The organism is Robinsoniella peoriensis (assembly GCF_000797495.1).
Classification (GTDB): domain Bacteria; phylum Bacillota; class Clostridia; order Lachnospirales; family Lachnospiraceae; genus Robinsoniella; species Robinsoniella peoriensis.
On the sequence record NZ_JTGN01000009.1, the window covers coordinates 195,695 to 221,827 of the forward strand.

The following is a 26,133-nucleotide window of genomic DNA, read 5'->3' on the forward strand; positions in this document are numbered from 1 at the left end:
TCCTCCATTTATGACACTTTATCTCTGATTTTTATTCAAATAATCTGATACTTTTCCAGCAAATCCTGCCTTTTATCTTGCTCACATGCAAATTCAAAAAATTCCTTTGTTTTTCCATCCTCAAACATCTTTTTTGCCAATCGCCCCATAAGTTCAAGACCTATTAACTCTCCTTTGAGTTTTCCCTTTTGTTCTCCTCTTTTTTCTCCTCTTTGTTCTCCTCTTTGCTCCCCTTCTAATATCATTTCATCTATTGCCTTACACATATCTATCCCTCCTTCTTCTGTTTTAGCTAATCTTTCAAATTCCAACAACTGCTTCTTATGCATAAATACTGCCGCAACTTCATATGCATCTGATGCCATATTTTTGTAATGTTCTTTATTTTTTTCTATAAACTCCTTAAATCCCTGCTTCGAATCCTTATTCTGAATCAGTCCAAATACTGCCTTTAAATCCGTCTCAAACTTCTCATAGTCTTTTATCTTACAAATGTTTATTAYCCGTATCGAATAATCCGGTATGTACTGCCTTAAAAACTCTTTATCTACCTCMTCYCCAAACATATCAAACAATGACATCGGCCCATCCCATTCTTCYTCTCCATAATATACTACTTGAGTCATAACAGGAGATATCGTATCTGTTTTTCTCATTCCCGACAAATATTCTGCCCCATCCATTTTGTCTTTGTTCTTTTTATGCTGCTTCTTCAAAGCGCTGACCTGGTCATTGTAAGTCAAAGCATCATACAGCATGCACCTCAACGGCATTGMATAATGTATTTTCATCTGGTTTTCCATACCTAAAATCATGAACCGAATACCGGTTTTGCCGGATACCTTTTTTACAATATCTCTATTTCGCTTTATTACACCAATATCTCCTTCTTCTCCATGTAATGCCATCCCGGAAAGTGGATTTATATCCGACAACTCTTCCGGTGAAATTCTCATTTTTCCCCGAAACACCTGATGGTTATATAGGTCTGCAAATCTTTCGTTATCTGATAAATATTTATTAATGATTACATCATTTTTCAATACTCTGCTATACCCTCCCTAAAAGTTTTTATGAAATACGAACATCATCTTAATCTGGCAGATTAAAACTAGGATCTTTTTTCTATATCATACTGCATCATAAACCAAATTGCGGTTTAGCTAATGATAATATACTCAATATTCAATTCTATTTATTTAAATGAAAAAATTTGGCAGAAACGCCGTTGAATAAAAGATTTTATACTTTATGAAACAAGTCTAACACAAACATCTATATATTTCAAGAGATTATTTTAAATATTTTTCATTGCAACATATTGATTTACCTTGGTTTTTCTAACATCCTTTTTACAAAGCCGGCAGTACTACATACATTTTTTACCCATACAGATATTAGAGAAATTAATTGACTTAATAAACCTTGTTTTTTCTACCGGCTTTGTATAAAATTATCTATAGCGAAATGAATTGGTATTTCATTTCCAAGTCAACGCTCCGCCCTCAATGGCGCTTTAAAGGCGGAGCATTATGAAGCTTTACTATACTTCGAAGATTAGGTCTCCATAAGACGGCATCGGCCACAACTCTTTATTCACAATCATTTCCAACTGGTCGACAGGCATACGCAATGCGTCCATGGCAGGCATTACTTCTTCATGAAAATATCTTGCCTGTTCTTCGCCTTCTGCTTTTTGTGCGGCAATTGAGGTCACTTCTGACAATTTATCCAATGCATACTCTGCTGCTTCCAGCAAGTCACTGGTCTTATCTAGTAATCTGGATTGCACTTTTGCTTTGGCTCCTGCTTCTTTTACAGACACAATAGTATCCGCAAGCTCTTTCGTATAATGAATTACTGCAGGTATTATCTGTTTTCCTGCAATGTCAATCATTGTTTTCGCTTCAATATTAATCGCTTTTGCATAAGCCTCATATTGGATCTCCACACGGGATTCCAGTTCCGCCTTGGTAAATACTCCAAATTTAGCGAATAAATCCACAGCTTTATCTGAAACAAGTGCAGGAATCGCATCTACCATGGATTTGATATTCGGCAGACCTCTGCGCTCTGCTTCTGCTACCCATTCATCAGAATAGCCGTTTCCATTAAAGACAATTCTCTGATGATTTGTTGCATATTCTTTGATCAGATCATGTACTGCAATGTCAAAATCTTTCGCCTTTTCCAAAACATCACATGCCTCAGCAAATGCTTCAGCGACTATTGTGTTCAACACGATATTCGGTGAAGCAATGGAATCCCTGGATCCTACCATACGGAATTCGAACTTGTTTCCCGTAAACGCAAAAGGTGAGGTTCTGTTGCGATCCGTAGCATCTTTTGTAAAATCAGGAAGTGTCTTTACACCGGTATGCAGAACCTCACCTTTAATGCTCTTGGTCGCCATCCCGGTACTAATCAGCTGTTCCAGTACATCTTCCAGCTGCTCACCCAGAAATACGGAAATAATTGCAGGCGGCGCCTCATTTGCTCCCAGTCTGTGGTCATTTCCAACATCTGCCGCAGATTCACGCAGAAGATCCGCATGTTTATCCACTGCTTTTAGAATACAGGTAAGCACCAGTAAGAACTGAATATTCTCATGAGGCGTTTTTCCAGGATCCAGCAGATTAATACCATCATCAGTGGTAATTGACCAGTTATTGTGCTTACCGGAACCATTTACCCCTGCAAATGGCTTCTCATGTAGGAGACACTGCAAACCATGCTGGCAAGCCACCTTCTTCAATACTTTCATAACAATCTGATTATGATCCACCGCTACATTTGCCTCTGCATAAATCGGCGCTAATTCATGCTGCGCCGGTGCAACTTCATTATGCTGCGTCTTTGAGGAAACACCTAATTTCCACAATTCCTCATTTACGTCTTTCATATAAGATGCTACTCTCTGACGAATTGTTCCGAAATAGTGATCATCCAGTTCCTGCCCCTTCGGAGGCATCGCTCCGAATAAAGTACGTCCCGTAAATATCAGATCTTTTCTCTTCAAATATTTTTGTTTATCCACCAGAAAATATTCCTGTTCCGGTCCAACGCAAGCGGACACTTTCCTGGAAGTGGTATTTCCAAATAATTTCAAAAGACGTATCGCCTGATCGTTGATGGCCTGCATAGATCTTAAAAGCGGTGTTTTTTTATCCAATGCTTCACCTGTATAGGAACAAAAAGCTGTCGGAATGCAGAGAATTGCTCCTGCAGCATCTTCCCTGACATATGCCGGAGAAGTACAATCCCAGGCTGTATATCCCCTGGCTTCAAATGTTGCCCGCAGACCGCCGGAGGGGAAGGAGGATGCGTCCGGTTCTCCCTTAATCAGTTCTTTACCGGAAAACTCCATAAGCACTGTGCCGTCTGCCCTGGGTGCGGTTATAAATGAATCATGCTTCTCAGCCGTAACACCTGTCAGCGGATGAAAAATGTGGGTATAGTGGGTAGCTCCTTTATCCACAGCCCAGTTCTTCATCGCTTCTGCAACCACATCAGCAACCGCAGGATCTAATTCCTTGCCTTCATCAATTGTCTTTCTTAATTCTTTATATACTTTTTTTGGCAGACGTTCCTGCATCACCTTATCACTAAATACATTTTCGCCAAATATCTCCGTTACATTTATTAATTTACTCATATCTGATCCTCCATTTTCCTGCACAAAAAAAGGGCACTCCACCTATGGCGGAACACCCTTGTTCACTCTTTAATCGCTTATCAATTTTTAATCTGAATATAAAATACCCTACTTTGAGTAAAAATGCAAGCAAATTTTTATGTTTTTTTAAATATTTTTCGTTACCGGCATACTTCGTGTCTGTTCTTATGCCTGGTTAACAGATCCGAATAATTCCATTTTTTCTTTCACAGTTGCTTTGATTGCTTCTGTTCCAGGAGCTAATAATTTACGTGGGTCAAATCCTTTTCCCTGTAAATCTTTACCTTCTTCGATATATTTACGTGTAGCTTCTGCAAAAGAAAGCTGGCATTCTGTGTTTACGTTGATCTTAGCAACACCTAAGTCGATTGCTTTTTTGATCATGTCTTCCGGAATACCTGTACCACCGTGAAGAACTAATGGCATTGAGCCAGTTAATTTCTGAACAGCGTCTAATGTTTCAAAGCTTAAGCCTTTCCAGTTTGCAGGATATTTTCCATGGATATTTCCAATACCAGCTGCTAACATATCTACACCAAGATCTGCAATTCTCTTGCATTCTTCCGGATCAGCACATTCGCCTGCTCCAACAACGCCGTCTTCTTCACCGCCGATAGAACCTACTTCTGCTTCCAGAGACATTCCTTTTTCTTTACAGATCTCAACTAATTTCTTAGTATTTGCAACGTTTTCTTCGATTGGGCTGTGAGAACCATCATACATAATAGATGAGAAACCAGCTTCGATACATTTCATACAGCCTTCGAAGCTGCCATGATCTAAGTGAAGAGCAACCGGTACAGTGATGTTTAATTCTTCCATCATACCGTTTACCATTCCTACTACGGTCTTGTAACCTGTCATATATTTACCAGCGCCTTCTGATACACCTAAAATAACCGGTGAATTACACTCCTGCGCTGTAACGAGAACTGCCTTTGTCCACTCCAGGTTATTGATATTAAACTGACCTACTGCGTAGTGGCCTGCTTTTGCTTTGTCTAACATTTCTTTTGCTGATACTAACATCTCTATTACCTCCATATGATATATTTAAAGCCTCATTAAAAAATTGTCTATGCGACCATTATAACCTATCTTTGAATAAAAATAAACTATTATTTTACAATAATGGGAATTGCCTGCTTGTGATTGATGATCTCAACATGCTTATGATCACCGCCAAATTCGCCATCCAGCGTCCAAGGAATCTCTTCCTCTGCCTCCATAACGATATAGTCCGTCTTAAACGAATGTATATATTTGGAATTTACTTCTTTCATAAGCAGAGCCCCTATAATCTCCTGAAGCTCCAATGGATTCTGGGGAGTACGGATTAACGTCACCTCATAGACACCATCATTTAACTTTACATGTTTTCCTGTCATGTTCCGGAATCCGCCAACAGAATCTGAGTTGGTGATCATTCCATAAATAAAATCCCCTTCTATGGTCTCATCATTTGCTTCTATCTTCATCTTATAAGATTTAATTCCATAAAGCCGCTTCACGCCCTCCAGTACATATGCCAGATGCCCTAAAATGTTCTTTAGCTCCTGTCTCGTCTGGTATGACACATCTGTAAAAATTCCAAATGCAGCAATATAAACAAAATAATCATCATTAAAAGAGCCAACATCACAAAGGTAAGGCATTCCATCCATAATATCCTGTGCCGCCTTAACCATATTCTTTGAAAGCTTCAGACTATTGGCAAAATCATTTGTACTTCCCGCAGGAATATACCCTACCGGGCAATCAGCACCGCTTTCCATCATTCCCGTAATTATCTCGTCCAGCGTTCCGTCTCCTCCGCTGCAGACAACCATGTCATATTCACTGGCACGTTCCTTTGTCATCTTGCAGGCATCCAGAAAGCTCTGCGTCGTATAGGAATGTACATCATAACCTCCTTTGACGAAAATATCAATTATCTCCAGAAGCTTATTCTTAATAAGACCTTTACCTGATTTGGGATTGATTATAAATAGCATTTTCTTTTTCATAACATAACACCTCAATACCCCTCTAATGTATGAACCTATTCTACTACCAAAGTTTCACAGATGCAATCATTTTGTTTTTAGAAAAAATTTCATGAATTAAACCATTTCAAACTAGTTGCAGCGTACCGGTTTTCATTTTCTTGAGATTATGCTATACTGTCCTGAGAAAAGGAGGTGTGATACAATGATTTATAAGACAAAAGGGGTCTGTTCACAGGCAATTGATTTTGAGTTAGACGGCGATACCATCAAAAAAGTAACTTTTGTTGGCGGCTGCTCCGGTAATACTCAGGGCGTTGCGCGTCTTGTTGAAGGAATGAACGTGGACGAAGCCATACAAAAACTGGAGGGCATTAAATGCGGTCCAAGACCTACATCCTGTCCCGATCAGCTTGCAAAAGCTTTAAAGGAAGCAACCGGGAAATAAAATATGAGGCTGTTACCTAAAAGTCATGCCAAAGTGTCTTATTCATCAACACGAATAATAACCGTGGTACTGACCGGGTAACAGCCTCATCTAAATTTTTATCTATCCCATTTATCGCACATTGCATTGATCTGGTCTGCAAATTTTGCCAAATCTTTATTCGCCCCGCCTTCGTTATGGCGGATAACTGTAAGCAGTCTTTGCCCGGCACCCAATAATCTGGCAAATACTGTATTCGCTCTTGCCCCCATAACTGTCATGTTCTCAGTATCCTTTACGATTGGAACCGGATGTGCCTCTTTAATAAACACATTTTCAGCCAGGTCAAATATTGTTCCGCTATATGGCGCCGTTGCTTTTAAATGCAGTTCATCACATAAACGATTTTTAAATATCTCACATACACTGTCTTCCCCATGAGTTACAAATACTCTGTCAGGCTTCTTTTCAATTGCCGAAACCCACCTGATCAATCCTTCATTATCCGCGTGTCCGCTAATCCCCTGCAGCTTGCATATCTCTGCATGCACTTCAATTTCTTCTCCAAATAGTTTTACTGTTTTTGCGCCTTCTATAATAGCCCTTCCTAAAGTTCCTGCAGCCTGATATCCCGCAAATACAATAGTGCTGTCTTTACGCCACAGATTATGCTTCAGATGATGTTTAATTCTTCCTGCATCACACATGCCGCTCGCAGATAAGATAATTTTCGGACTGTTATTAAAATTAATATTTTTTGACTCATCACTGGTAATTGCTGTCTTTAAACCGGGAAATCCTATGGGGTTAATCCCCTGATCCAGAAGCGCGGTTGCTTCTTCATCAAAATCTTCTCTCATCCGCTCGCGGAAAATACTTGTGGCTTCCACAGCAAGAGGACTATCCACGTAAACTTCAAATCCTTCGTGGTTCTTAATCAGATGCTCTTCTTTTATCTTACGAATAAAATAAAGGAGTTCCTGGGTTCTTCCTACTGCAAAAGAAGGCACCACAACATTTCCTCCCCTGTCGAAAGTTCTCTGAATAATCTTCGAAAATTCACCTACGTAATCCGGTCTGCCTCCATGGCTTCTGTCACCATAGGTAGACTCCATGACTACATAATCTGCATCCTGAATATATTGGGGATCCCGAATCAGCGGTTGATTCTCATTTCCGATATCACCAGAAAATACAATCTTTTTTTCACAGCCTTTTTCATTTATCCACACTTCAATAGAAGAAGATCCAAGCAGATGTCCCGCATCTATAAAACGTATCTTTATGCCATCTGCAATAGGAATAATTTTATTATAATCATTTCCTATAAAACAGCTGATTGCCCCATTGGCATCTTCCATATCATACAATGGTGCAACTTCAGCTTTCCCGGCTCTTTTTCCTTTTCTGTTCTTCCATTCAGCCTCAAACATCTGAATGTGCGCACTGTCGCGCAGCATAATCTCACATAAATCCTGGGTTGCTCTGGTTGAAAATACCTGCCCCCTGAATCCTCTTTGGTATAAAAGGGGAATCTTCCCGGAATGATCAATGTGGGCATGTGTTAACAGCAGCATATCAATATCACTGGCCGGAACGGGTATATCCTGATTTTCAAAACAGTCAGGCCCTTGCTCCATACCACAATCGATCAGTATCTTTTTTTCGCATGCCTCCAGATAATAGCAGCTTCCTGTTACTTCATGTGTTGCCCCTAAAAATGTCAATCTCATAAAAAATGCCTCTCCTTTCGCCCAAACATAGTTGTATAAGAATATTATACTCTGTTTAGTGCTATTAAGATAGGCATTTTCAAATTAATATTTAATTGTAATCACGATGCTTGTAAAATCCAGAACAGCATAAGCCAAAATCCTCAGATGTTACTGTAAACTGCTGATATGGACTGCTCATACCGATGTCCCTGATTGCTTCAGCGTTGCTAAAATCAGATTTTGGTCCTACAAAATACTGTTTATATCCTTTTGGTCCAATATCCAGAATTCCCTTATCCCACTCAGCAGAGTTTCCACCGTTTGGAATTGCGACAATTCTGACCTTATTCCAGACATCTGCAAAACGCTTTTTCACCGCTCCCAGATTCTTCCGGAGATTCACGGTTCCCAAGAGCAAGCTTCCATCAATGTATTCTCGTTCTCCTGCTCCATTGTGCTTTTTACATAAATCAAAATCATTATATAGCCCACATCTCATACCGCAGCTTGGTACGCCAAGATTAATGCATACACTACAAGGTTCATCGGCAGTGAGATATTTAACTGCCATAATTGTATCTTCCATCTTTTTGTCCATTTTTTCTGAACCATGGTATACAACCAGTCCCTTTTCTAATTCTTCACCATAAACAGCGAAATCAAAACGCCATCCGTTACAAACAAAAGACAGATCTTTTTCGACCTTACAAATTTCATCCACACCAACGTGTTGCATAAATCCATATGGATCCCTGATAAAACTAACTTCATTTTCATCGAAGACCTTAGCATCTTCAGCTTTATTTGTAAGCACTTTCAATTCATCCAAAGTAAATTCCGGCATTATTACCTTACCTACTTTTGATGCCATCAGAACTTCCACTGCTTTATGTATTGAAAATGAGCATAAATCCGCCATTATCATGATTTGATATTCTGGCACTTTTTGAAATCTCTTGTCTGGTTCTGTCTTTTTGCATGCCGAATTCATCAATCCACTAATGTAAATAAATTGGCATTTCTCATCTATATAGTTGTCCACGATACTTCCTGTATGGCATATTCCACACTCAATGTTTTGAAATAAAAAGCGATAGTACTTTGCATTCATGATTTTTTACTCCCCTTTGTCTAATTCGTTTATATTTTTTATTATCAAATGAAAGGTAATGTAGGTCATTCATTTAATATTCTAAAAACTGATATGGATCAGTTAATATAGATACCATTACTATAACTTGTTGTCGATTCGGTTATGCTTCCTTTAGTTGCAACATGCCCACCTTGTACTCGATAATAGTAACCTTTATCCACAACCACATTTGTACTTAATGTAGCCAAAGTCGAATTATAGGAAGTTGAATATCTTTGTAAAACAGATACCCAGGTATTTCCTACTAATCTTTCAAGATAAAGATTGGCTTCAACAGAATCACATAATCTATTGCACATTGTTTTACCAGAAATAGCAACAACTCCATTGCCTCCATTAGAAATAGCACTTGTACCACTCGCAAGATATGTACCTCTTGCTATAGCCTGCCAGGTTCCTTCTGCATAAATGTCAGATGTCAGTAAGCTGCCATCTACTACTTCTCCATCGCGTGGACCCGCGGCGCTTGCACTAAATGTCATGAAGCAAAAACAAATTGACATACAAACTAATGTTGTTAAAATTTTCTTTACCTTTTTCATTATTCTTCTCCTTATTCTTTTGTTTTTACATTACATATATATAAACGTATTAGTAACAAAAATATAACGCTAATATTAAAAATAAATATTATTTAATAATTTTGTAAAATCTTCTTTTGACATTATAGCCTGTATAGAGTAGAAACCATTATCATGCACAAATTCTGTTGCATACATCTTTTCATTATTAGGATTTTCTATCTCTTTAACTTCTACTTCATCTTGAGATTTTAATGTAGTTGTAAATGTATCAATAACTTTTCCGTCAAAACTTTGATTAGCAGAAGATTCCTTATAGGTTCTGTACATAAAAACATTCATGACTGTCTCTTCATACTCGTATTGTAGCAAAGCATTTTGTCCAGTAGTATCTATATCAGCAAACATATATTTCATACCATCTGGCCTATACATGAATTTTACTGGTATAATACCTATCTGATTTTCTATATCCTCGCATGCTTCTTCTTCCTCTGGTTTATTTTCCATATGCATATCATTATTATCCACGCTCACACTAAATTTTTGATTAGAAAATGAATTAAAAACTGACATCAAATACTCCCTATTAGCCGAACTAGTCATACTAACCCCAAGCAAACACAAGCAAACCATAGCGGCTGATCCAGCGAATTTCAACACCTTGTCCCGCTTGCGCTGCGCCAGCTTTCTTTTTCCAATCGCAAGGGCCTTCTTATCTTCGTCAGAAAGCAAGTTATATATTTGCTCACGATTCTCTTCACCCTGAGCATAATTTACCTTCTTTTCTTCTCCCACAACAGTCTCCAGAATCTCCTCTGCCTTTGCTGGTTCCGTTTCTTCTTCATCAACCCACTTCTTCTCGTCCTTCAGTTTCTGAATAATTGCAGCGAAAAGTTCAGGTGGTTCCTCTATTTCATCTATGTAATCTAAATTCTGATCTGAATTTAAAATTTTTTCGTATTCATCTGCCTCTATCATTAATTGCCGTCGGAGAGCCTCATCCATATTATCCTCGGATTCTGTAATCTCCGAGAAAATTGGAAAAGGCTCAATTTTATCACTGTTTTTTCTTTGTTTTCCTTCCACTATTTACTCCCCTCTGCACGAGCAACGTTGCGTATATATCCGATAGCTTTTTAATATAATTATATCCCATCCCGCCCAGTCCCGTCTTGACTTTTTTTCATAACAGTATAATATGTATCTATGATGAACTTTTTGGAGGATGAATATGAAACGAATTATTCTTACAGGTGGCGGCACCGCCGGCCATGTTACACCTAATATTGCACTACTTCCTCGTCTGAAGGAACTGGATTACGATGTTCAATACATTGGTTCCTTTGACGGAATTGAAAAAAAATTAATTGAAGAACTTTCTATTCCCTATTATGGAATCGCTTCCGGTAAATTGAGACGTTACTTTGATCCAAAGAACTTTTCAGATCCATTCAAAGTAATAAAGGGCTACTTTCAGGCTCGAAAATTGATGAAGCGCCTGAAACCGGACGTTATTTTTTCCAAAGGCGGATTTGTAGCTGTTCCGGTAGTTCTTGCGGCAAAACACAGACATATCCCAGTCATTATACATGAGTCAGATATGACACCCGGTCTGGCAAATAAACTTTCCATCCCATCTGCTGATAAAATATGCTGCAATTTTCCTGAAACGCTTTCACACCTACCGGAAGGAAAAGCCTTTCTTACCGGATCTCCCATACGTCAAGAGCTCTTATCCGGTAATAAACTGGCGGCGCTGAAGTTCTGTGGATTTACAGCAAATAAGCCTGTCCTGCTGATTATTGGCGGCAGTCTTGGTTCCGCTGCTGTCAATGCCGCTATTAGGAATATATTACCACAACTTTTGAAAACTTTCCAGGTAATTCACTTATGTGGAAAAGATAAAATCGATGAATCCTTAAAAAATATGGAAGGTTATGTACAATACGAATATATCAAACAAGAACTGGCGGATCTGTTCGCTCTTGCAGATGTAGTTGTCTCCAGAGCAGGTGCAAATGCAATCTGTGAATTACTGGCACTGCGCAAACCAAATCTCTTAATTCCGCTCTCTGCAGCAGCCAGCCGTGGAGATCAGATTTTAAATGCTGCTTCTTTCAAACGTCAGGGATTCAGCGAAGTATTGGAAGAAGAAACTCTGTCGCCCGAGGCACTGCTTAACACTATCCAAAAATTATATGAATCCCGGCGCACCTACGTTGCTGCTATGGAAAAAAGCCAGCAAAATGATGCAATCGGGAAGATCGTTACATTAATCGGACAGGTAATACAAGGAAAGTAGAGGCGCTCGCCTCTACTTTTCTCTATAATCTTTCAGATATTTCTGCCTTATGTACTTCTTAGCCCTGCATAATCTTGCTCGGAATACTGTGACTGCAATCCCAAGTTTTGCCGCTGCCTCTTCCTGGGTCAGTCCATTCACATAGCTTTGGTAAATTACTTCGTACCATCTTTCATTCATCTGCTTTAAATCGTCAAAAATTGTAAACAGCAATTGTGTATTTGCCGTTCTGTTCACTAACTCATCAATTGAATATTCGACCGCTGTATTAATACTGGATGTGGGCATAATCACTTCTCTTCTTACACTTGCTTTTCTGGAATTATCTATCACTGCTCTTTTTGCAGTAATGAGAAGCCATGCCTTAATAAAATCCGGCGCTACTGTATCCATATTGTCATAATATTTCCAAAATACGTGTTGACAGACTTCTTGTGCCAACTCAAAATCCCCAGTCTGATCCAAAGCGGCTTTTATGACCAGACGATGATATCTGTTATATACTTCTGTAAACAATTTATTCTTCATCTTTTGTAGTGTCCTCTTCTCAGCTTATGCTTTAAATTTGGAAAGTATCTCTTCTTTGTCTTTCTCCGTCAGGGTTCCCGGTTTCCACGTTATACCGACAGGATCTTTTGTTCTGCGCGGTATGAGATGAATGTGGAAATGAAATACAGTCTGACCTGCTGCTTCCCCATTATTTTGCAGAATATTGATCCCATCGCACTCCAGTGTGTCCATTAACTGAGCAGCCATCTTCTTTGCCAAAGTGTAAGCTTTTTGGAGTAAGGAATCTGGCATCTCGAAAATATTCGCATAATGTTCCTTCGGAATAATCAGAGCATGCCCTTTCGATGCCGGTCCTAAATCAAGTATTACCTTGAAATCTTCATCTTCAAATATTGCCGCCGAAGGTATTTGTCCATTCGCTATTTTACAAAAAATGCAATCATTTTCTTTCATAAACTCTCTCCTTTTCCTAATAATTATTCACTATTATGTTAGATATTTTGTAAAATTATGTCAATAATATGTATTTGCTATTTTTCGAAACCAATGCTATTCTATGCATGGAGGTGTCGATATGTTAACTAAAAATGACGAAAAACAGATGAAAGCCCTCATGAATGAGCGTGAGGATTTCCGCTATATCATAGAAAAGCTGAAAGAAGATCAACAATTTACTGTATCCCAGATTTCTCATGAGATTCGCAATCCTGTTACTTTAATAAACAGTTCTCTGCAATTGATCGAAAAGCAACATCCGGAAGTAAGAAGCTTTGCTTTTTGGAATCAGACCATGGAAGATATGATGTTCCTCAGAAAACTACTGGACGAATTATCCTCTTTCAATAACGGAGAACGCCTTGCTCTTCAGGAAATGAATGTAAAGTCCTGGATTGAGGCTCTTGCCGGGTCTATTGCAACCCATTTACGTGATACTGATATTGATTTTTCCTGTGACTTTCAGAAAGTGCTGCCCCATATTACTGCTGATGACACTAAATTACACCAGGCAGTCTACAATCTGCTGCGTAATGCCGTCGAAGCAATAGACGACTGCGGTCATATTATCTTTCGAGCGTTAACGAAAGATAAAAAACTGATTATACAGGTTATTGATGATGGTTGTGGCATCCAGGAAGAAGATCTGGATACTTTGTTTGCCCCTTTTGTAACACATAAAAAATGTGGCAGCGGACTTGGGCTCGCCATTACCAAACGAATTGTGGAAGCACATGACGGCAGCTTAACCGTGCAATCCACTCCTGGTACAGGAACCTGCTTTACCATCCTCCTTCCTTATTGCTAGCCTACATAGCTGCATTCTTTAGTCATGAATATTTATTAAATTATTGCATGCTATCATGATCATATTGCTCTATCGGGACACGTTTCTTTTTACGATAGAGCAAAATCGCAAGAAGTACGCCTGTTATCAGGCCACCTACATGCGCCGAGTTATCTATTCCGGCACTGGAAAATCCTTGAAACAAGGTAAGGGCTGCCATTAGTCCCAGCCTTTTACCCGTCAGATCTTCCAGTTTTCCTTTATTTCTTGCTATGATAAATACAAGTGCTCCAATAACTGCAAATACTGCCCCCGATGCTCCGGCTGAAACTGCAAAATCACCGGTTTTCATATCATACCACATCGATAACAGGTTGCCTCCAAGACCACCAATCACGTAAATCAGAAGATAACGTATTTTTCCCACAGATCTTTCCAGAGTATCTCCCAGAAAAATAAGCACCAGCATATTGCTGAATAAATGCTCAATTCCAAAATGCAAAAACATGCAGGTGAATAGCCGGTAATATTCTCCATGCTCTAAAACCCATGGAGTAAAATTTGCACCATGAGTCAGCATAAACTGAACATCCTCTGTATCTCCTATTAATTCCATTACAATAAAAATACCAATGTTAAGAAGAACTATAACTAGATTCATTATAGTCCTGGATTTCAAAAAATCTTTAATTTCGTCCATAGAATCGCCTCTTGCCCTATTGTAACAGATGAATTTCTATTTGCATAGTACTAAGTCACAATTATTAACGCAATTTTAACATAGGTTTATACCATGTTACTACATTATTTTACATTTTTAGAATCTGGTTTCTCATTTTTGTACACCTCCCATTTTCGTCTATTTAACCATACATCTTTACATAATAGTTTCAGAACCACATCATTTTTACAATAAAAAGCGGACATCATCTGCCCGCTTTTATTATTTCTGTAAACGCCTATCGATCTATCAACAAGATTATTTGTAAATTTTTGAAAAAGCTTTTCTATGCATTTCTCCTAAATATATTCGATTCCCACTAAAGTGCTTGTGTTTCAATTTGTTGCCACCGTAATAAAGTTCCAAACATTTTTAATAACCAATATTATCAGATTATCCATGAAATCATGTCGTTTCATCAAAATATTAAACTTCTATAAAGAATAATGCATTAATTTTCTACTAATTCTTATCTAAAATACTTTTACCATAAGTTTATTTTTATATATGTTTGTTTCCATAAAATAGAACCTGGTTCTACAGTTTATTTCTAATATTTACCAGGTATATTGATGAAAGCTTTAACCTTTGACACCCCCAGCGGTAAGTCCCGAAACAAAATACTTTTGAAGGAATAAAAAGATAATAAACAAGGGAAGCATTACAATACAAATTGCCGCTGTCAGCATTGGCCAGTTGGTGGTGAACATTCCCTGGAAATTCAGTAAGCCTACTGTAATAGGGATTCCTTTATCGGTCAAAAGAGTGGCTATCTGCGCCCACATCAGTTCTCCCCAAACATAAGTGAAGTTCATTACAAAACAAGTCGACATTGCTCCTTTCATAAGAGGTAGTATAATCTTAACCATTGTATTAAATTCCCCGCTGCCGTCTATTCTTGCCGCCTCTAATAACTCTATCGGTATAGTTTCAAAGAAGTTTTTTAAGATAATAATTGTACCTGGCAGAGACCAGCCAACATAACCGATTATAATTGCCGCGTATTGGAGCTTCAGCAGCCCTGTCTTGGACAACATCATATACAGTGGAATAATCATTGATTCTGTGGGGAGTACCTGGATAACAAGCAACAGTACTAAGACCAGATTTGCAAATGGAATCTTCAATCTGGACAGGGCATATGCCGCACTTAGAGCAAACACCTGTATAAGTACCAGTGATATCACAGCAATGATAACGCTGTTCAAAAAATATTCCCCGATTTTCCCCTCTGTAAAGGCCTGGATATAGTTTTCATAACGAAATTTTTCCGGCAAAGCCCAGACATTCTGATAGAACTCAGGAGTCGTTTTTAACGAAGTAATAAATGAAAAAATAATAGGCAATACATAGAATGCAATGCAGCTCACCATGGCAATACGAAGCAGGATAGAACCAATACTAAACTTTCTAAATGACAAATGGTGTATTTTAGTATTCATAAGTCTCTCCTTTCGCAATTCGTCTGCCAATAATGACACAGATACTTACAATAATTGTTAATATAATACCTATCGCAGAAGCATTTCCAAATTTATTGAATGAAAATGCAGTTGTTATCATTCTTATGGGTGCTGTCATGGATAAATCTCCCGGTCCCCCCTTGGTCATTGTCCAAACCATATCGTAGGTTTTAAATGACCAGAGCAGCATCATGGAAAGTGCCAGTTTAATTGTCGGTTTTATGAGAGGCAGGATAATTAATCTCACTGACTTTATATATCCTGCCCCATCAAGCTTTGCAGATTCAAACAGAGAACCTGGAATAGACAGCATTCCGGTATAACAAAGCATCATAATTGTGCCTGAAAATCTCCACCCCTGTACGATGGCTATGGTCCACAGGACTGTACCCCGTTCTGAAAGCCAGCCATGCTGCAAGGAGGTCAGTCCAACTGCTTTTAGTGCACTGTTTAACAGACCATTATCCTGGGCAAGCACAAATACAAACAACAATCCGATTACCGTCATAGGCATCATACTGGGGCTGTAAAATATAAATCTGCAGAAAGCCCCTTCCTTTTTCCCCAGGCGATAGATGCAAAGTGCAAATAAAATTCCAAGTACCATTGCCACAACTGTGGAAACAACTCCTATAAATACAGAATTTTTAAGTGCAGCCACTGTACTTCTCTCGGTCAAAGCATTGATATAGTTTGCTATACCGACAAATCTCATGTCCGAGTTTCCATTCCATTCATAAAATGAAAGCACCACATTCCAGATCAGGGGGATTAACATGGTAAATATAATAATGAGAAAAGCCGGAAGCATAAACAAGCAACCTGCAATTATTATTTTTTTGTTCAGAACGTGCTTTTCCTTCTTCTGTTTCATATTACTATTTCTCACTTTCCAACTGCTGCTGTGCGCAGCGCTTCTAATTCATCCAGACAGGTGTCACCATAGAACAGATAATTAGACGGGGTATTATATACAATGTAATCAAACATTTCCGGAGAAATTCCAATTGGCTCTGTCGGGTAAACCTTTGCGGCATCCACACCATATAATTGATAATCGGGATCTGCAGACGCTATGCCCTTTACAGGTACGACATTCCCCGTGTCTGCATACATTTGTAATATTTCTGTACTGGTTAGATATTTCAGTACTTCCACTGCCTTATCCGGATTCTTTGTATTTGCAGTAATAAAGAATCCATCCGATCCGCCCAGCAGATAATTCATATCTGCCTTCCCCATATTGGGCCAGCTTACAATTTCCACATCAAATGCTCCATTTGCTGCTTCTTTAGCAATTCCACATTGATTATTGGTATTTGCAAACATTGCTACCTGCCCCTGTGCGAACGCCGCTGTAATCTGATCCTGAGTTGCTGAGACTGCTCCCTCACCCGGATAGAGATAACTTTTGTCATATAAATCTTTTATTTTATCAAAGACTTCTTTTACCCTGCTGTCCGTGAATGAAATTTCACCCGTATTAAACCTATCCAGCTCGTCCTGGTTATCCCAGCACTGCATCAGGCCATTTCTTACAAACCAGCATGCATTATCTGACTTTACACCAAGTGGAAATGCATCCGTATTTTCTTTAATTTTTTCACAGGCATCAACTAACTCATCCCAGGTCCACTGGTCTTTTACTTCCACACCTGCCTTTTTCATTATATCCGTGTTAACCTGCAGCAATGGATAAACGGTTCCAAACGGAACTGCTACATTTTTATCATCAAATACACCCACTTCCAAAGCGCCTTCTACCCAGGTGTTCTTCCAGTCCTGATCCGAATCTAAATACGGTGTAAGATCAAGTGCCATATCCGACGTGGTGAAATTTTTCATTTGATTTGGCCAGTATTGAACGATATCAACTGCTTCCCCGGCTGCAAACGCTGTTTTAACTGACTTTTCTATTTGAGACTGATCCCAGGTTTTAGATATAAATTTTATCTCCGGAAATTTCTCCTGTACCTTTTTTACAACCTCTGAGGTAACGGGAACCTCGGGATTTTCTATCATCAGAACCATTTCAATGTCTTTGTCCACAGCTTTATTTTCAGCAGCTTTATCCGTAATTTCATTGGCAGCTGTATCGGAACTGCTTTCTTTCATCGTTCCTGTAGTCTCCTTTGCATTCCCACTGCCTCCACATCCGCTTAGTGCTGCTGCTGTCATACTTATCGCCAATAACATCCCAACCAATTTCTTTCTCATATCGTTGTTCCTCCTCTTAATCTGACCAGTCTTTCTCGATGCTCTCTAACCGGATTACGTCGTAATGAACCAGCACGCCTCTGAGGATGTTAAGCATCATACGGTTTCTTTGATATCCTAATTATACGAAAATAAGCAGTCTAAAAAAACAGGAATAATCTACATTAATTATAGAAAATCTACAATTTTCTTATAAAACCAAAGCAGGAAGAACCCGGGCTTATCACCCTGATTCTTCCTGCTCCTGCACACTTCATTTATTACCCCTTTTTACATTCTGCCGGTGAACACCCCATACATTTTTTAAATGCCTGGGAAAAATAGATGGAGTCATGAAATCCGACTTTTTCTGCAACTTCGTATATTTTCAGATCTGTGTCTACTAGCAATACCTTTGCTTTTTCCATACGAATCCGGTTCAGATATTCTTTAAAAGAAACTCCGACCTCTTTTTTAAACAGATGGCTGAAGTAATTTGGTGTCTTTTCTATATATTCTCCCATATACTCAGCTGTCAGATTTTCCATATAATGCATCTCTATATGATGAACAGCTTTTGCAATTGCACTGCTGTACTTATTCCATATCTCCTGCTTTTCCTGATTCAAAGCCTCCTTAAACAACATTTTTGAATATTCCAGATAATCATCCAAAAAATAATACTTATCCAACCGGGCATGTATGGAAACTGTATGAAATGGTTTTTTTCTGTATTCATTTTTTATGTAATAATTATTTACTTCGATACAACTGTCCAATAAAAACTCCAGTACAATATTCATATCTATAACCCTGTTATGCCGCATGATGTTCCCCACCTGGTCCACTATTTGTTCTATACGGGACTCACTTTTATTCAAAAAAGCTTCTGTTAGAGCTCTCGTAAGATCTGGTATATTCTTAATTTCATCTGTTTGGCGATTCCTGCAGGTCGCCCCAGTCTGAATGTGGACACTTTCTCTTCCGTCACAGATGCGGTATTCCAGCCAGCTGCATGCAAGATCGTATCCCCGTTTTACCTGAGATAAGGGCACTTCCGTGCTGACCCCAAGGGAAATCGTAATCCCACCTTCCCGATACCAGTCACACTGTTTCATTTTATCATAACAGCTTTTCATCTTGTTCTGCTGATTGAACACATACAGACTGGAAGGCAGTGCGGGCATTAGAAGAAGATACTGGCCTCCCCTGATACGAAAACAGCTGATATCTTCCTCCAGACTCTCTATATAATACAGCACCTTTCGATCCAGTTCACTATATTCACTCCTGTCAGTATCCGGATCAGCCATCAACGCACCGCAGATAGCAGTTCTGGTATCCATGGCACGAAATCTTGTTTGAAGAAATCCCACAATTACATTTGGATCTACCACCTCTGCGCGAAGCACCTCCCGAATAAAATTTTTTTCATATGAACTTTGATATTCCTCTACTTTTGCCTTTGAAAAGCGCTCCTGTATTATTTTCTGCTTTGTTCTGCTGATGAGACCGATTAAATTTTTAACTTTAATAGGTTTCAGTTCGTAGTCCTCTGCACCGTATTTAATAGCACTTTTTAAGTATTCAAAATCAGAATAGCCGCTGATCATAATTACTTTTACATTTTCATCCTTTTCCCGAATCCTCCGCAAAAATTCCAGACCATCCATTTCCGGCATCCGGACATCTGCTAAAATAATATCCGGTCTGAATTCTTCATATATGACCAGTCCTGAAGCTCCATCACCGCAGTTTCGAACTTCTTCTATACCCAGACTGGACCAGTCTATTCCTTCGGTTATTCCTTCTCTTATCTGTACATCGTCATCGATAATCAAGATTCTCATTTATTCCTTCCCCCTGCATTGGCATCGTCACCCTGACTTCTGTTCCTACACCTGTCCTGCTCTTGAAATACAACCCATATTCTTTTCCATATTTTAATTTAATCCGTTGATCCAGGTTCTTCAGGGCAAATACATTGTGCTCTTCCTGAGCATCCGCCAATTTTTCCCGTATCTTTTCTTCATCCGTACCAACCCCATTATCACGGACAATTATCGTCAGCAATTCGTCCTCCTTTTGAATCCATACTTCAATTGTTCCGCCTTCTATCTTTGGTTCTAACCCATGCAGCATTGCATTTTCCACCAATGGCTGAAGAATTAACTTGGGAATTTTAAAATATTTCAAACCCTCTTCCATCTCAATCCGCATTTTAGCACGGTTTTTATACCGGGAATTCATGATAAACATATAATTTTTAAGATGATTTACCTCTTCTTCAATAGTCACCATTTCTTTTCCGCGGCTAAGTACATGCCGAAAGATATCAGACAATGCCTCCAGCTGTTCAGCAACATCATAATCCTTTTCCTTAACTGCAAGCCAATGAATGGAATCCAGTGTATTATATAGAAAATGTGGGTTGATCTGAGAAGTTAACAGTTGAAGTTCCGCCTCCTGGCTATAAATCTTAGATATATATACCTCCTGAATCAATTCTTCCAAACGTTTTGATACCTGTACAAATTCGCTGCTTATTGTCCCAATCTCATCCCGGCTGTTATTCACCAGTTCAATATTAAACTGCCCTTTTTTTAGCTTTTTCATTTCCCCAAGCAGCTTGTCCAAAGGCCGGATAATAAATCGTTCCTGCACTTTTGCAAATATAAAACCAAAAGTCACACAAAGGCTAACGGCCAATACCATTAAATAAACATACAATGTATTGGATCTCAGAATCTCCTTAGTGGGAACCTCATTGACCAAATACCACCCATTCCTATTGCTTTTCGTATATAAGACCGTCATATTCTTATTTTCAATGGTGGTTTCAAAATATCCCTGATTCCCCGCAAGCTTGTCTCTGATTTGTTCATACCTGCTGTATGTCTGACCAAGTTCTTCTTTATTGGTAGCTGACATAATGTTTCCATCGCAATCCATTAAGAAACTTTCCCATGAATTCTGATTGAGATAAGGCTGATATGCCGCACACAGCTCTTCCTCCGGAACACTGATACTTAAGACAGCATTTACACCTTCCTGTGGATGTATACCATTATAATATGTAACAACTGTTTCTTTTTTATCTTCTTTATATAGAGGAAACAGATCCAGAATATACGGCTGGGACCAAAAGCTCTTCCCTTCTGCCTGCTCCATCTGTTCTATGTACTCTTTGTTTTCCGTATGCAGAACCTTTCCCCTCTGATAGATGATTTTCCCATCCATACTCAGACATAGCGCACTGAAATATTCCTTATTCCTGGTTGTGCTGTCATACCATTCTTTCAGTTCCCAGTAATCTTTCTTCGTGGCTGTTCCAAGCAGAATTTTCTGCATCCAGCTGTTAATCATCAACTTTGATGTAACATCCTCTACGTCATAAAATATTTTATCCACATCTTTATGTACTTCTTTTAGTATAATAATACCAGACTCACAACTGCTTTTTTTGTCAATATGATTGATCCATATAGAAAAGCATCCCCCCGCAATCAGCAGCGGAATAATCACAAAAATCACTAATGATGAGAATAACTTTCTTTTCAGCGTTAAATCCCTGAATTTTCCCAATCCACATTTCCCCCTCAGTATCTTCCTATTATCCACATTTTACATCGTACTAACCACAAAAAGCAACCTCTTCTCTCCATGTTATAAGGCACCGCTCTCATATAACATCCAATATGCTATATTATAACAATCCTTTCGCAATATTTACAAATATTGATTTTATATCCTACCAATTTTGTCAATATATAATAATCTTTTTCATTAAGACCTACTGTATTCGAAAAAGTGCATCACCGCCCTTGACGTGTATACAATGTACATGTTATGATAATCCTGTCAATTAATTAACAATACTTCAATAAATATTCCCTGGCTTTTGTGGGGAAAATTAAGAATATCATATCGTAGGAGGTAATGTATGAGAAGCGAATGGAATGATTTTAACAGTGGTGTTTGGACAAAAGAAATTAATGTCCGTGATTTCATCCAAAAAAACTATACAGTTTATGAAGGTGATGAATCCTTCCTGGCTGAGGCGACAGAAAACACGAAGGAACTGTGGGCTCAGGTAATGGATCTGAACAAAAAGGAACTGGAAGCCGGCGGCGTGCTGGATATGGATACTAAGATTATCTCCACCATTACTTCCCATGGTCCTGGATATTTGAATAAAGAGAAAGAAACGATTGTTGGATTCCAGACTGACAAACCTTTCAAGCGTTCTTTACAGCCTTACGGCGGTATCCGCATGGCGGCAAAAGCTTGTAAAGACAATGGTTATGAATTAGATGCTGAAGTTGATGAGTTTTTCACAAAACACAGAAAGACACATAATGCAGGTGTATTTGATGCCTATACTCCGGAAATGCGTGCATGCCGTTCCAGCCATATCATCACCGGACTTCCGGATGCTTATGGACGCGGACGTATCATCGGCGATTACCGTCGTGTTGCTCTGTATGGTGTTGATCGTCTGATCGAAGACAAAAAAGACCAAAAAGAAAGCACACGTACCATCATGTACTCTGATGTTATCCGTAACCGTGAAGAATTATCCGAACAAATTCGTGCTCTTGAAGAATTAAAAAAATTAGGTGAAATTTACGGATGCGATATTTCCAAACCTGCTACAAATACCAAAGAAGCAATCCAGGCATTATACTTTGGTTATCTTGCAGCTGTGAAGGAACAAAACGGTGCAGCTATGTCTCTTGGACGTACTTCTACTTTCATCGATATCTATGCAGAACGTGACTTAAAGAATGGCACTTTTACAGAAGAAGAAATCCAGGAATTCGTAGACCACTTTATTATGAAACTTCGTCTTGTTAAATTTGCACGTACACCTGAATATAATGACCTTTTCTCCGGTGACCCGACATGGGTAACAGAATCCATCGGTGGTGTTGGTATCGACGGACGTCCTATGGTAACAAAAATGTCTTTCCGTTATCTTCATACTTTAGACAACTTAGGACCTGCTCCTGAACCAAACCTGACCGTACTGTGGTCCACAAGACTTCCTCATAGCTTCAAGGCTTTCTGCGCTAAAATGTCTATAAAGTCTTCTGCTATCCAGTATGAGAACGATGACCTCATGCGAGTAACTCATGGTGATGATTACGCAATTGCATGCTGTGTATCATCTATGCGGGTTGGTAAAGAAATGCAGTTCTTCGGCGCAAGAGCAAACCTTGCAAAATGCTTATTATATGCAATCAACGGTGGTGTTGATGAAGTATCCAAGAAACAGGTTGGACCGAAATACAGACCAATCACATCTGAATACCTTGATTATGATGAAGTTATGTCCGCATACAAAGACATGATGCAGTGGCTTGCAAGAGTTTATGTAAATACTTTAAATATCATTCACTATATGCATGATAAATACTGCTATGAAAAATTACAGATGTCTCTGCATGATGAAAAAGTAACACGCTGGTTCGCAACCGGTATCGCTGGTCTTTCCGTAGTAGCTGACTCTCTGTCTGCTATCAAGTATGCGAAAGTTAAAGCAGTCCGCGATGAAGACGGAATCGTTGTTGACTACCAGGTAGAAGGAGACTTCCCAAAATACGGAAACGATGATGACCGTGTTGACAGTATTGCAGCTGACCTTGTAAGAACCTTTATGAAATATATCAGCGGAAACCACACATACCGTGGCGGTATCCCTACAACTTCTATCCTGACAATTACCTCAAACGTTGTTTATGGTAAAAACACAGGAGCTACTCCGGATGGAAGAAAAGCCGGAGAACCATTTGCACCGGGTGCGAACCCAATGCATGGACGTGATGAGCACGGAGCAGTTGCTTCCCTCGCATCTGTATCCAAACTTCCATTCCGTGAAGCACAGGATGGTATTTCCAATACCTTCTCCATTATTCCGGGAGCACTTGGTAAAGATGATCAGATCTTCGCAGGCGATATCTCCGTAGATATGGATCTTGGCTGTGGAAGCTGTAATGCGCCAACACTTTTTGACGGCGTAGAAGATGAAGAAAACTAAAATCTAAATTAATTATATGGAGGGCTTATCCTACCCATATATTCGAAATAGATGTAACCGATTGACGCACAGGCAATTATCAATTATAAGGAGGACAATACTATGACAGTAAATAATGCTCAGGTAGAAAACTTAATTAATCTTTTAGATGGCTATGTTGAAAAAGGCGGCCATCACTTAAATGTAAACGTGTTCACCCGTGATACATTACTGGACGCACAGGCTCATCCCGAAAAATATCCACAGCTTACCATTCGTGTATCCGGTTATGCTGTAAACTTTAACAAACTGACAAAAGCACAGCAGGATGAAGTTATTTCCAGAACATTCCATGGTGCAATGTAATATTGCGTGATTGTCATCAATCTAAGGATTCAGGAGGTATAACTATGAAAGGCCGTATTCATTCTTTAGAGAGCTTTGGTACTGTAGACGGGCCGGGTATCCGGTATGTTGTATTTACCCAGGGATGCCCCATGCGCTGTCAATACTGCCACAACCCGGATACCTGGGAGGTAAATGCCGGCACATGGATGGATTCAGAAGAAATTCTGTCCAACTATGATAAGAACCGTGCCTTTTATAAAAACGGAGGTATCACCGTCACCGGCGGTGAACCTCTCCTTCAGATTGACTTTGTAACAGATCTCTTTGAAAAATCAAAAAAAGAAAATATTCATACGTGCATTGATACTTCGGGCATCACCTTTGTTCAGGGAAATTCTGAGTATTTAAAAAAGCTTGATCGTTTATTATCCGTGACAGATCTGGTTATGCTGGATATCAAGCATATTAATATGGAAGCTCATAAAAAGCTGACCGGGCACTCCAACGAACGCATTCTCCAGTTTGCCGAATATCTGGAAAAAAAGAAAATACCTGTGTGGATCCGCCACGTACTGGTACCCGGAATTACTGATGATCCAAAGTATCTGACAGAGCTTGGCAATTATATAGGGGGTCTGTCTAACCTGAAGGCACTGGATGTGCTTCCCTATCACAATATGGGAAAAAGTAAGTATGAACAGCTGGGAATCGATTATCCCCTCAAAGATCTGGACAATTGTCCCAAGGAAAAAGTTGTATGGGCAAAATCCCTGATTTTAGACGGAATTCGACAAAAACGGCAGAAAAATTAACAAATATTTCACTTGTATATTCATTATAAATGTATTAGAATAAATTGAAAGGCTTGGTAGACAAGTCAAAAAACAGTATATTAATTAAGGAGGATATTATCATGGCATATGTAATTTCAGATGAATGTGTAGCTTGTGGATCATGCGCTCCAGTATGTCCAGCAGAAGCAATCAGCGAAGGTGATGGAAAATACGTAATCGATGCAGATACTTGCTTAGATTGTGGAACATGCGAAGCTGAATGCCCAACAGGCGCTATCTCAGCAGAATAATTAAGGTATTTGAACACGGGAGATTTCCTCCCGTGTTTTTTTATGTCTGAAAACTAATCCCAGATTTAATTCACTGCTCGCAGCCGGCAGGCAACCTGCTGCTTAAGCCAGAACAGCACTATGCCCAGTGGACTTGGAGCTCACTCAATAAAAAAGATATAGAACATAAAATTTATGATCTGAAGGATGAAACAATGTATAAAACCTATATCTCCTTTAATGATTATCAGTCTTTCTCAGATTTTAAATCGTTTGAAAAAGAAAATGATATAAATCTATCATGGGTGGCATGCAGAACCGGTGAGACGGATTCTTACCTGGACTATATAACCGGTTTTCAAACTCAGCCGGAAGGTATTATCCAGCACAATCCTTATCCGGACAGATATCCATATTTGAAACTGGATTCAACTGATCTATCTCTGAATGAGCTGGATGCATTGACAAATGATGAAAACACCATGAAAAATCATATGGTCAGTATGCTTCGGTATCTTTCTAATCAGAATACCTTCTGCAAAATGATTGGCATTGAAACAGGAATTTTAAAATCTACATCTTCTTATATAGAAGAAAACGGTTTATCTATTTACGGCTTCGTAAGCTGGCTTAACAAAAAAGACATTGAAAAATTACAACATTCAGATATTATAAGATCTGTTTATTATGAATCCTGAAATACTTGCAAATCGTACATTATACGACCTGACGCTGGTCTATTCAGACCT

The 26,133-nt window shown here is 39.0% G+C and carries 24 protein-coding genes; 8 read left to right on the forward strand and 16 right to left on the reverse strand.

Annotated elements, in window-relative coordinates:
- Window positions 1-35: 35 nt before the first annotated feature.
- The 4 genes from QR40_RS19015 to QR40_RS19030 form a co-directional block, all read right to left on the reverse strand.
- Entirely contained in the window at window positions 36-1,043 is a 1,008-nt protein-coding gene (locus QR40_RS19015; protein ID WP_044296392.1) for an Rpn family recombination-promoting nuclease/putative transposase, read from the reverse strand.
- 500 nt (window positions 1,044-1,543) lie between these two features.
- Window positions 1,544-3,655: a glutamine synthetase III family protein gene (locus QR40_RS19020; RefSeq protein ID WP_044296393.1), complete on the reverse strand. Its 2,112-nt coding sequence runs from the start codon at window positions 3,653-3,655 to the stop codon at window positions 1,544-1,546.
- A gap of 186 nt (window positions 3,656-3,841) precedes the next feature.
- The gene (gene fba / locus QR40_RS19025; RefSeq protein WP_027295177.1) at window positions 3,842-4,705 is read right to left on the reverse strand and encodes a class II fructose-1,6-bisphosphate aldolase; all 864 of its coding nucleotides are present in this window, start codon (window positions 4,703-4,705) and stop codon (window positions 3,842-3,844) included.
- A gap of 89 nt (window positions 4,706-4,794) precedes the next feature.
- The gene (locus QR40_RS19030) at window positions 4,795-5,682 is read right to left on the reverse strand and encodes a diacylglycerol/lipid kinase family protein (RefSeq protein ID WP_044289534.1); all 888 of its coding nucleotides are present in this window, start codon (window positions 5,680-5,682) and stop codon (window positions 4,795-4,797) included.
- A 184-nt stretch (window positions 5,683-5,866) separates the two neighbouring features.
- Between QR40_RS19030 and QR40_RS19035 the strand changes: the two genes are divergently transcribed.
- Window positions 5,867-6,109 (forward strand): TIGR03905 family TSCPD domain-containing protein, encoded by a 243-nt coding sequence (locus tag QR40_RS19035; protein ID WP_027295178.1) that lies wholly within the window; start codon window positions 5,867-5,869, stop codon window positions 6,107-6,109.
- A gap of 98 nt (window positions 6,110-6,207) precedes the next feature.
- Here the strand turns inward: QR40_RS19035 and QR40_RS19040 are convergent, their stop codons facing one another.
- From QR40_RS19040 to QR40_RS19055, 4 genes are all read right to left on the reverse strand, one after another.
- On the reverse strand, window positions 6,208-7,821 hold the full coding sequence (locus QR40_RS19040; RefSeq protein ID WP_044296394.1) for an MBL fold metallo-hydrolase RNA specificity domain-containing protein: 1,614 nt from the start codon (window positions 7,819-7,821) through the stop codon (window positions 6,208-6,210).
- Between the two features lie 91 nt (window positions 7,822-7,912).
- Window positions 7,913-8,914: a hypothetical protein gene (locus QR40_RS19045; RefSeq protein WP_044296395.1), complete on the reverse strand. Its 1,002-nt coding sequence runs from the start codon at window positions 8,912-8,914 to the stop codon at window positions 7,913-7,915.
- 98 nt (window positions 8,915-9,012) lie between these two features.
- The gene (locus QR40_RS19050; protein WP_044296396.1) at window positions 9,013-9,498 is read right to left on the reverse strand and encodes a DUF6147 family protein; all 486 of its coding nucleotides are present in this window, start codon (window positions 9,496-9,498) and stop codon (window positions 9,013-9,015) included.
- Between the two features lie 75 nt (window positions 9,499-9,573).
- Window positions 9,574-10,566 (reverse strand): DUF4367 domain-containing protein, encoded by a 993-nt coding sequence (locus QR40_RS19055; protein ID WP_044296397.1) that lies wholly within the window; start codon window positions 10,564-10,566, stop codon window positions 9,574-9,576.
- A gap of 145 nt (window positions 10,567-10,711) precedes the next feature.
- Here QR40_RS19055 and QR40_RS19060 point away from each other — a divergent pair, with 145 nt between their 5' ends.
- On the forward strand, window positions 10,712-11,782 hold the full coding sequence (locus QR40_RS19060) for an undecaprenyldiphospho-muramoylpentapeptide beta-N-acetylglucosaminyltransferase (protein ID WP_044296398.1): 1,071 nt from the start codon (window positions 10,712-10,714) through the stop codon (window positions 11,780-11,782).
- 12 nt (window positions 11,783-11,794) lie between these two features.
- On the opposite strand, the gene QR40_RS19065 is transcribed toward QR40_RS19060, so the two are convergent.
- Complete coding sequence (locus tag QR40_RS19065) at window positions 11,795-12,310, reverse strand: RNA polymerase sigma factor (RefSeq protein WP_027295183.1); 516 nt, start codon at window positions 12,308-12,310, stop codon at window positions 11,795-11,797.
- 24 nt (window positions 12,311-12,334) lie between these two features.
- A complete protein-coding gene (locus tag QR40_RS19070) occupies window positions 12,335-12,745 on the reverse strand; it encodes an HIT family protein (RefSeq protein ID WP_044296399.1) in 411 nt (136 codons plus the stop codon).
- A 121-nt stretch (window positions 12,746-12,866) separates the two neighbouring features.
- Between QR40_RS19070 and QR40_RS19075 the strand changes: the two genes are divergently transcribed.
- Complete coding sequence (locus QR40_RS19075; RefSeq protein ID WP_044296400.1) at window positions 12,867-13,595, forward strand: sensor histidine kinase; 729 nt, start codon at window positions 12,867-12,869, stop codon at window positions 13,593-13,595.
- 40 nt (window positions 13,596-13,635) lie between these two features.
- Here QR40_RS19075 and QR40_RS19080 read toward each other — a convergent pair whose 3' ends face one another.
- The 6 genes from QR40_RS19080 to QR40_RS19105 form a co-directional block, all read right to left on the reverse strand.
- Window positions 13,636-14,274: a rhomboid family intramembrane serine protease gene (locus QR40_RS19080; RefSeq protein WP_044289535.1), complete on the reverse strand. Its 639-nt coding sequence runs from the start codon at window positions 14,272-14,274 to the stop codon at window positions 13,636-13,638.
- A gap of 602 nt (window positions 14,275-14,876) precedes the next feature.
- Entirely contained in the window at window positions 14,877-15,737 is an 861-nt protein-coding gene (locus QR40_RS19085; protein ID WP_027295187.1) for a carbohydrate ABC transporter permease, read from the reverse strand.
- Window positions 15,727-16,632, reverse strand: a complete 906-nt coding sequence (locus QR40_RS19090; protein WP_044289537.1) for a carbohydrate ABC transporter permease — start codon at window positions 16,630-16,632, stop codon at window positions 15,727-15,729. Before QR40_RS19090 ends, QR40_RS19085 begins: the two co-directional genes overlap by 11 nt.
- 11 nt (window positions 16,633-16,643) lie before the next feature.
- Window positions 16,644-17,975 carry an ABC transporter substrate-binding protein gene (locus QR40_RS19095; protein ID WP_044296401.1) on the reverse strand — a complete coding sequence of 444 codons (1,332 nt, stop codon included), beginning with the start codon at window positions 17,973-17,975 and terminating at the stop codon, window positions 16,644-16,646.
- 260 nt (window positions 17,976-18,235) lie between these two features.
- Window positions 18,236-19,804 (reverse strand): response regulator transcription factor, encoded by a 1,569-nt coding sequence (locus tag QR40_RS19100; RefSeq protein WP_044296402.1) that lies wholly within the window; start codon window positions 19,802-19,804, stop codon window positions 18,236-18,238.
- Window positions 19,782-21,539 carry a cache domain-containing sensor histidine kinase gene (locus QR40_RS19105; RefSeq protein WP_044296403.1) on the reverse strand — a complete coding sequence of 586 codons (1,758 nt, stop codon included), beginning with the start codon at window positions 21,537-21,539 and terminating at the stop codon, window positions 19,782-19,784. Before QR40_RS19105 ends, QR40_RS19100 begins: the two co-directional genes overlap by 23 nt.
- 358 nt (window positions 21,540-21,897) lie before the next feature.
- On the opposite strand from QR40_RS19105, the gene pflB reads away from it, so the two are divergent.
- The 5 genes from pflB to QR40_RS19130 all read left to right on the forward strand — a co-directional run bounded on the left by pflB (window position 21,898) and on the right by QR40_RS19130 (window position 26,082).
- A complete protein-coding gene (gene pflB, locus QR40_RS19110) occupies window positions 21,898-23,994 on the forward strand; it encodes a formate C-acetyltransferase (protein WP_027295192.1) in 2,097 nt (698 codons plus the stop codon).
- 102 nt (window positions 23,995-24,096) lie between these two features.
- The gene (grcA3, locus tag QR40_RS19115) at window positions 24,097-24,339 is read left to right on the forward strand and encodes an autonomous glycyl radical cofactor GrcA3 (protein ID WP_027295193.1); all 243 of its coding nucleotides are present in this window, start codon (window positions 24,097-24,099) and stop codon (window positions 24,337-24,339) included.
- Between the two features lie 44 nt (window positions 24,340-24,383).
- Entirely contained in the window at window positions 24,384-25,133 is a 750-nt protein-coding gene (gene pflA, locus QR40_RS19120) for a pyruvate formate-lyase-activating protein (protein WP_027295194.1), read from the forward strand.
- 101 nt (window positions 25,134-25,234) lie between these two features.
- On the forward strand, window positions 25,235-25,405 hold the full coding sequence (locus QR40_RS19125) for a DUF362 domain-containing protein (protein WP_027295195.1): 171 nt from the start codon (window positions 25,235-25,237) through the stop codon (window positions 25,403-25,405).
- Window positions 25,406-25,584: 179 nt separating this feature from the next.
- Window positions 25,585-26,082 carry an anti sigma factor C-terminal domain-containing protein gene (locus QR40_RS19130; protein ID WP_276325450.1) on the forward strand — a complete coding sequence of 166 codons (498 nt, stop codon included), beginning with the start codon at window positions 25,585-25,587 and terminating at the stop codon, window positions 26,080-26,082.
- Window positions 26,083-26,133: the final 51 nt, after the last annotated feature.

Coding starts and splice junctions, on each gene's coding strand:
- QR40_RS19020 (WP_044296393.1), bottom strand. CDS start 3,655: ATGAGTAAATTAATAAATGTAACGGAGATATTTGGCGAAAATGTATTT.
- fba (WP_027295177.1), bottom strand. CDS start 4,705: ATGTTAGTATCAGCAAAAGAAATGTTAGACAAAGCAAAAGCAGGCCAC.
- QR40_RS19030 (WP_044289534.1), bottom strand. CDS start 5,682: ATGAAAAAGAAAATGCTATTTATAATCAATCCCAAATCAGGTAAAGGT.
- QR40_RS19035 (WP_027295178.1), top strand. CDS start 5,867: ATGATTTATAAGACAAAAGGGGTCTGTTCACAGGCAATTGATTTTGAG.
- QR40_RS19040 (WP_044296394.1), bottom strand. CDS start 7,821: ATGAGATTGACATTTTTAGGGGCAACACATGAAGTAACAGGAAGCTGC.
- QR40_RS19045 (WP_044296395.1), bottom strand. CDS start 8,914: ATGAATGCAAAGTACTATCGCTTTTTATTTCAAAACATTGAGTGTGGA.
- QR40_RS19050 (WP_044296396.1), bottom strand. CDS start 9,498: ATGAAAAAGGTAAAGAAAATTTTAACAACATTAGTTTGTATGTCAATT.
- QR40_RS19060 (WP_044296398.1), top strand. CDS start 10,712: ATGAAACGAATTATTCTTACAGGTGGCGGCACCGCCGGCCATGTTACA.
- QR40_RS19065 (WP_027295183.1), bottom strand. CDS start 12,310: ATGAAGAATAAATTGTTTACAGAAGTATATAACAGATATCATCGTCTG.
- QR40_RS19070 (WP_044296399.1), bottom strand. CDS start 12,745: ATGAAAGAAAATGATTGCATTTTTTGTAAAATAGCGAATGGACAAATA.
- QR40_RS19075 (WP_044296400.1), top strand. CDS start 12,867: ATGTTAACTAAAAATGACGAAAAACAGATGAAAGCCCTCATGAATGAG.
- QR40_RS19080 (WP_044289535.1), bottom strand. CDS start 14,274: ATGGACGAAATTAAAGATTTTTTGAAATCCAGGACTATAATGAATCTA.
- QR40_RS19085 (WP_027295187.1), bottom strand. CDS start 15,737: ATGAATACTAAAATACACCATTTGTCATTTAGAAAGTTTAGTATTGGT.
- QR40_RS19090 (WP_044289537.1), bottom strand. CDS start 16,632: ATGAAACAGAAGAAGGAAAAGCACGTTCTGAACAAAAAAATAATAATT.
- QR40_RS19095 (WP_044296401.1), bottom strand. CDS start 17,975: ATGAGAAAGAAATTGGTTGGGATGTTATTGGCGATAAGTATGACAGCA.
- QR40_RS19100 (WP_044296402.1), bottom strand. CDS start 19,804: ATGAGAATCTTGATTATCGATGACGATGTACAGATAAGAGAAGGAATA.
- pflB (WP_027295192.1), top strand. CDS start 21,898: ATGAGAAGCGAATGGAATGATTTTAACAGTGGTGTTTGGACAAAAGAA.
- grcA3 (WP_027295193.1), top strand. CDS start 24,097: ATGACAGTAAATAATGCTCAGGTAGAAAACTTAATTAATCTTTTAGAT.
- pflA (WP_027295194.1), top strand. CDS start 24,384: ATGAAAGGCCGTATTCATTCTTTAGAGAGCTTTGGTACTGTAGACGGG.
- QR40_RS19125 (WP_027295195.1), top strand. CDS start 25,235: ATGGCATATGTAATTTCAGATGAATGTGTAGCTTGTGGATCATGCGCT.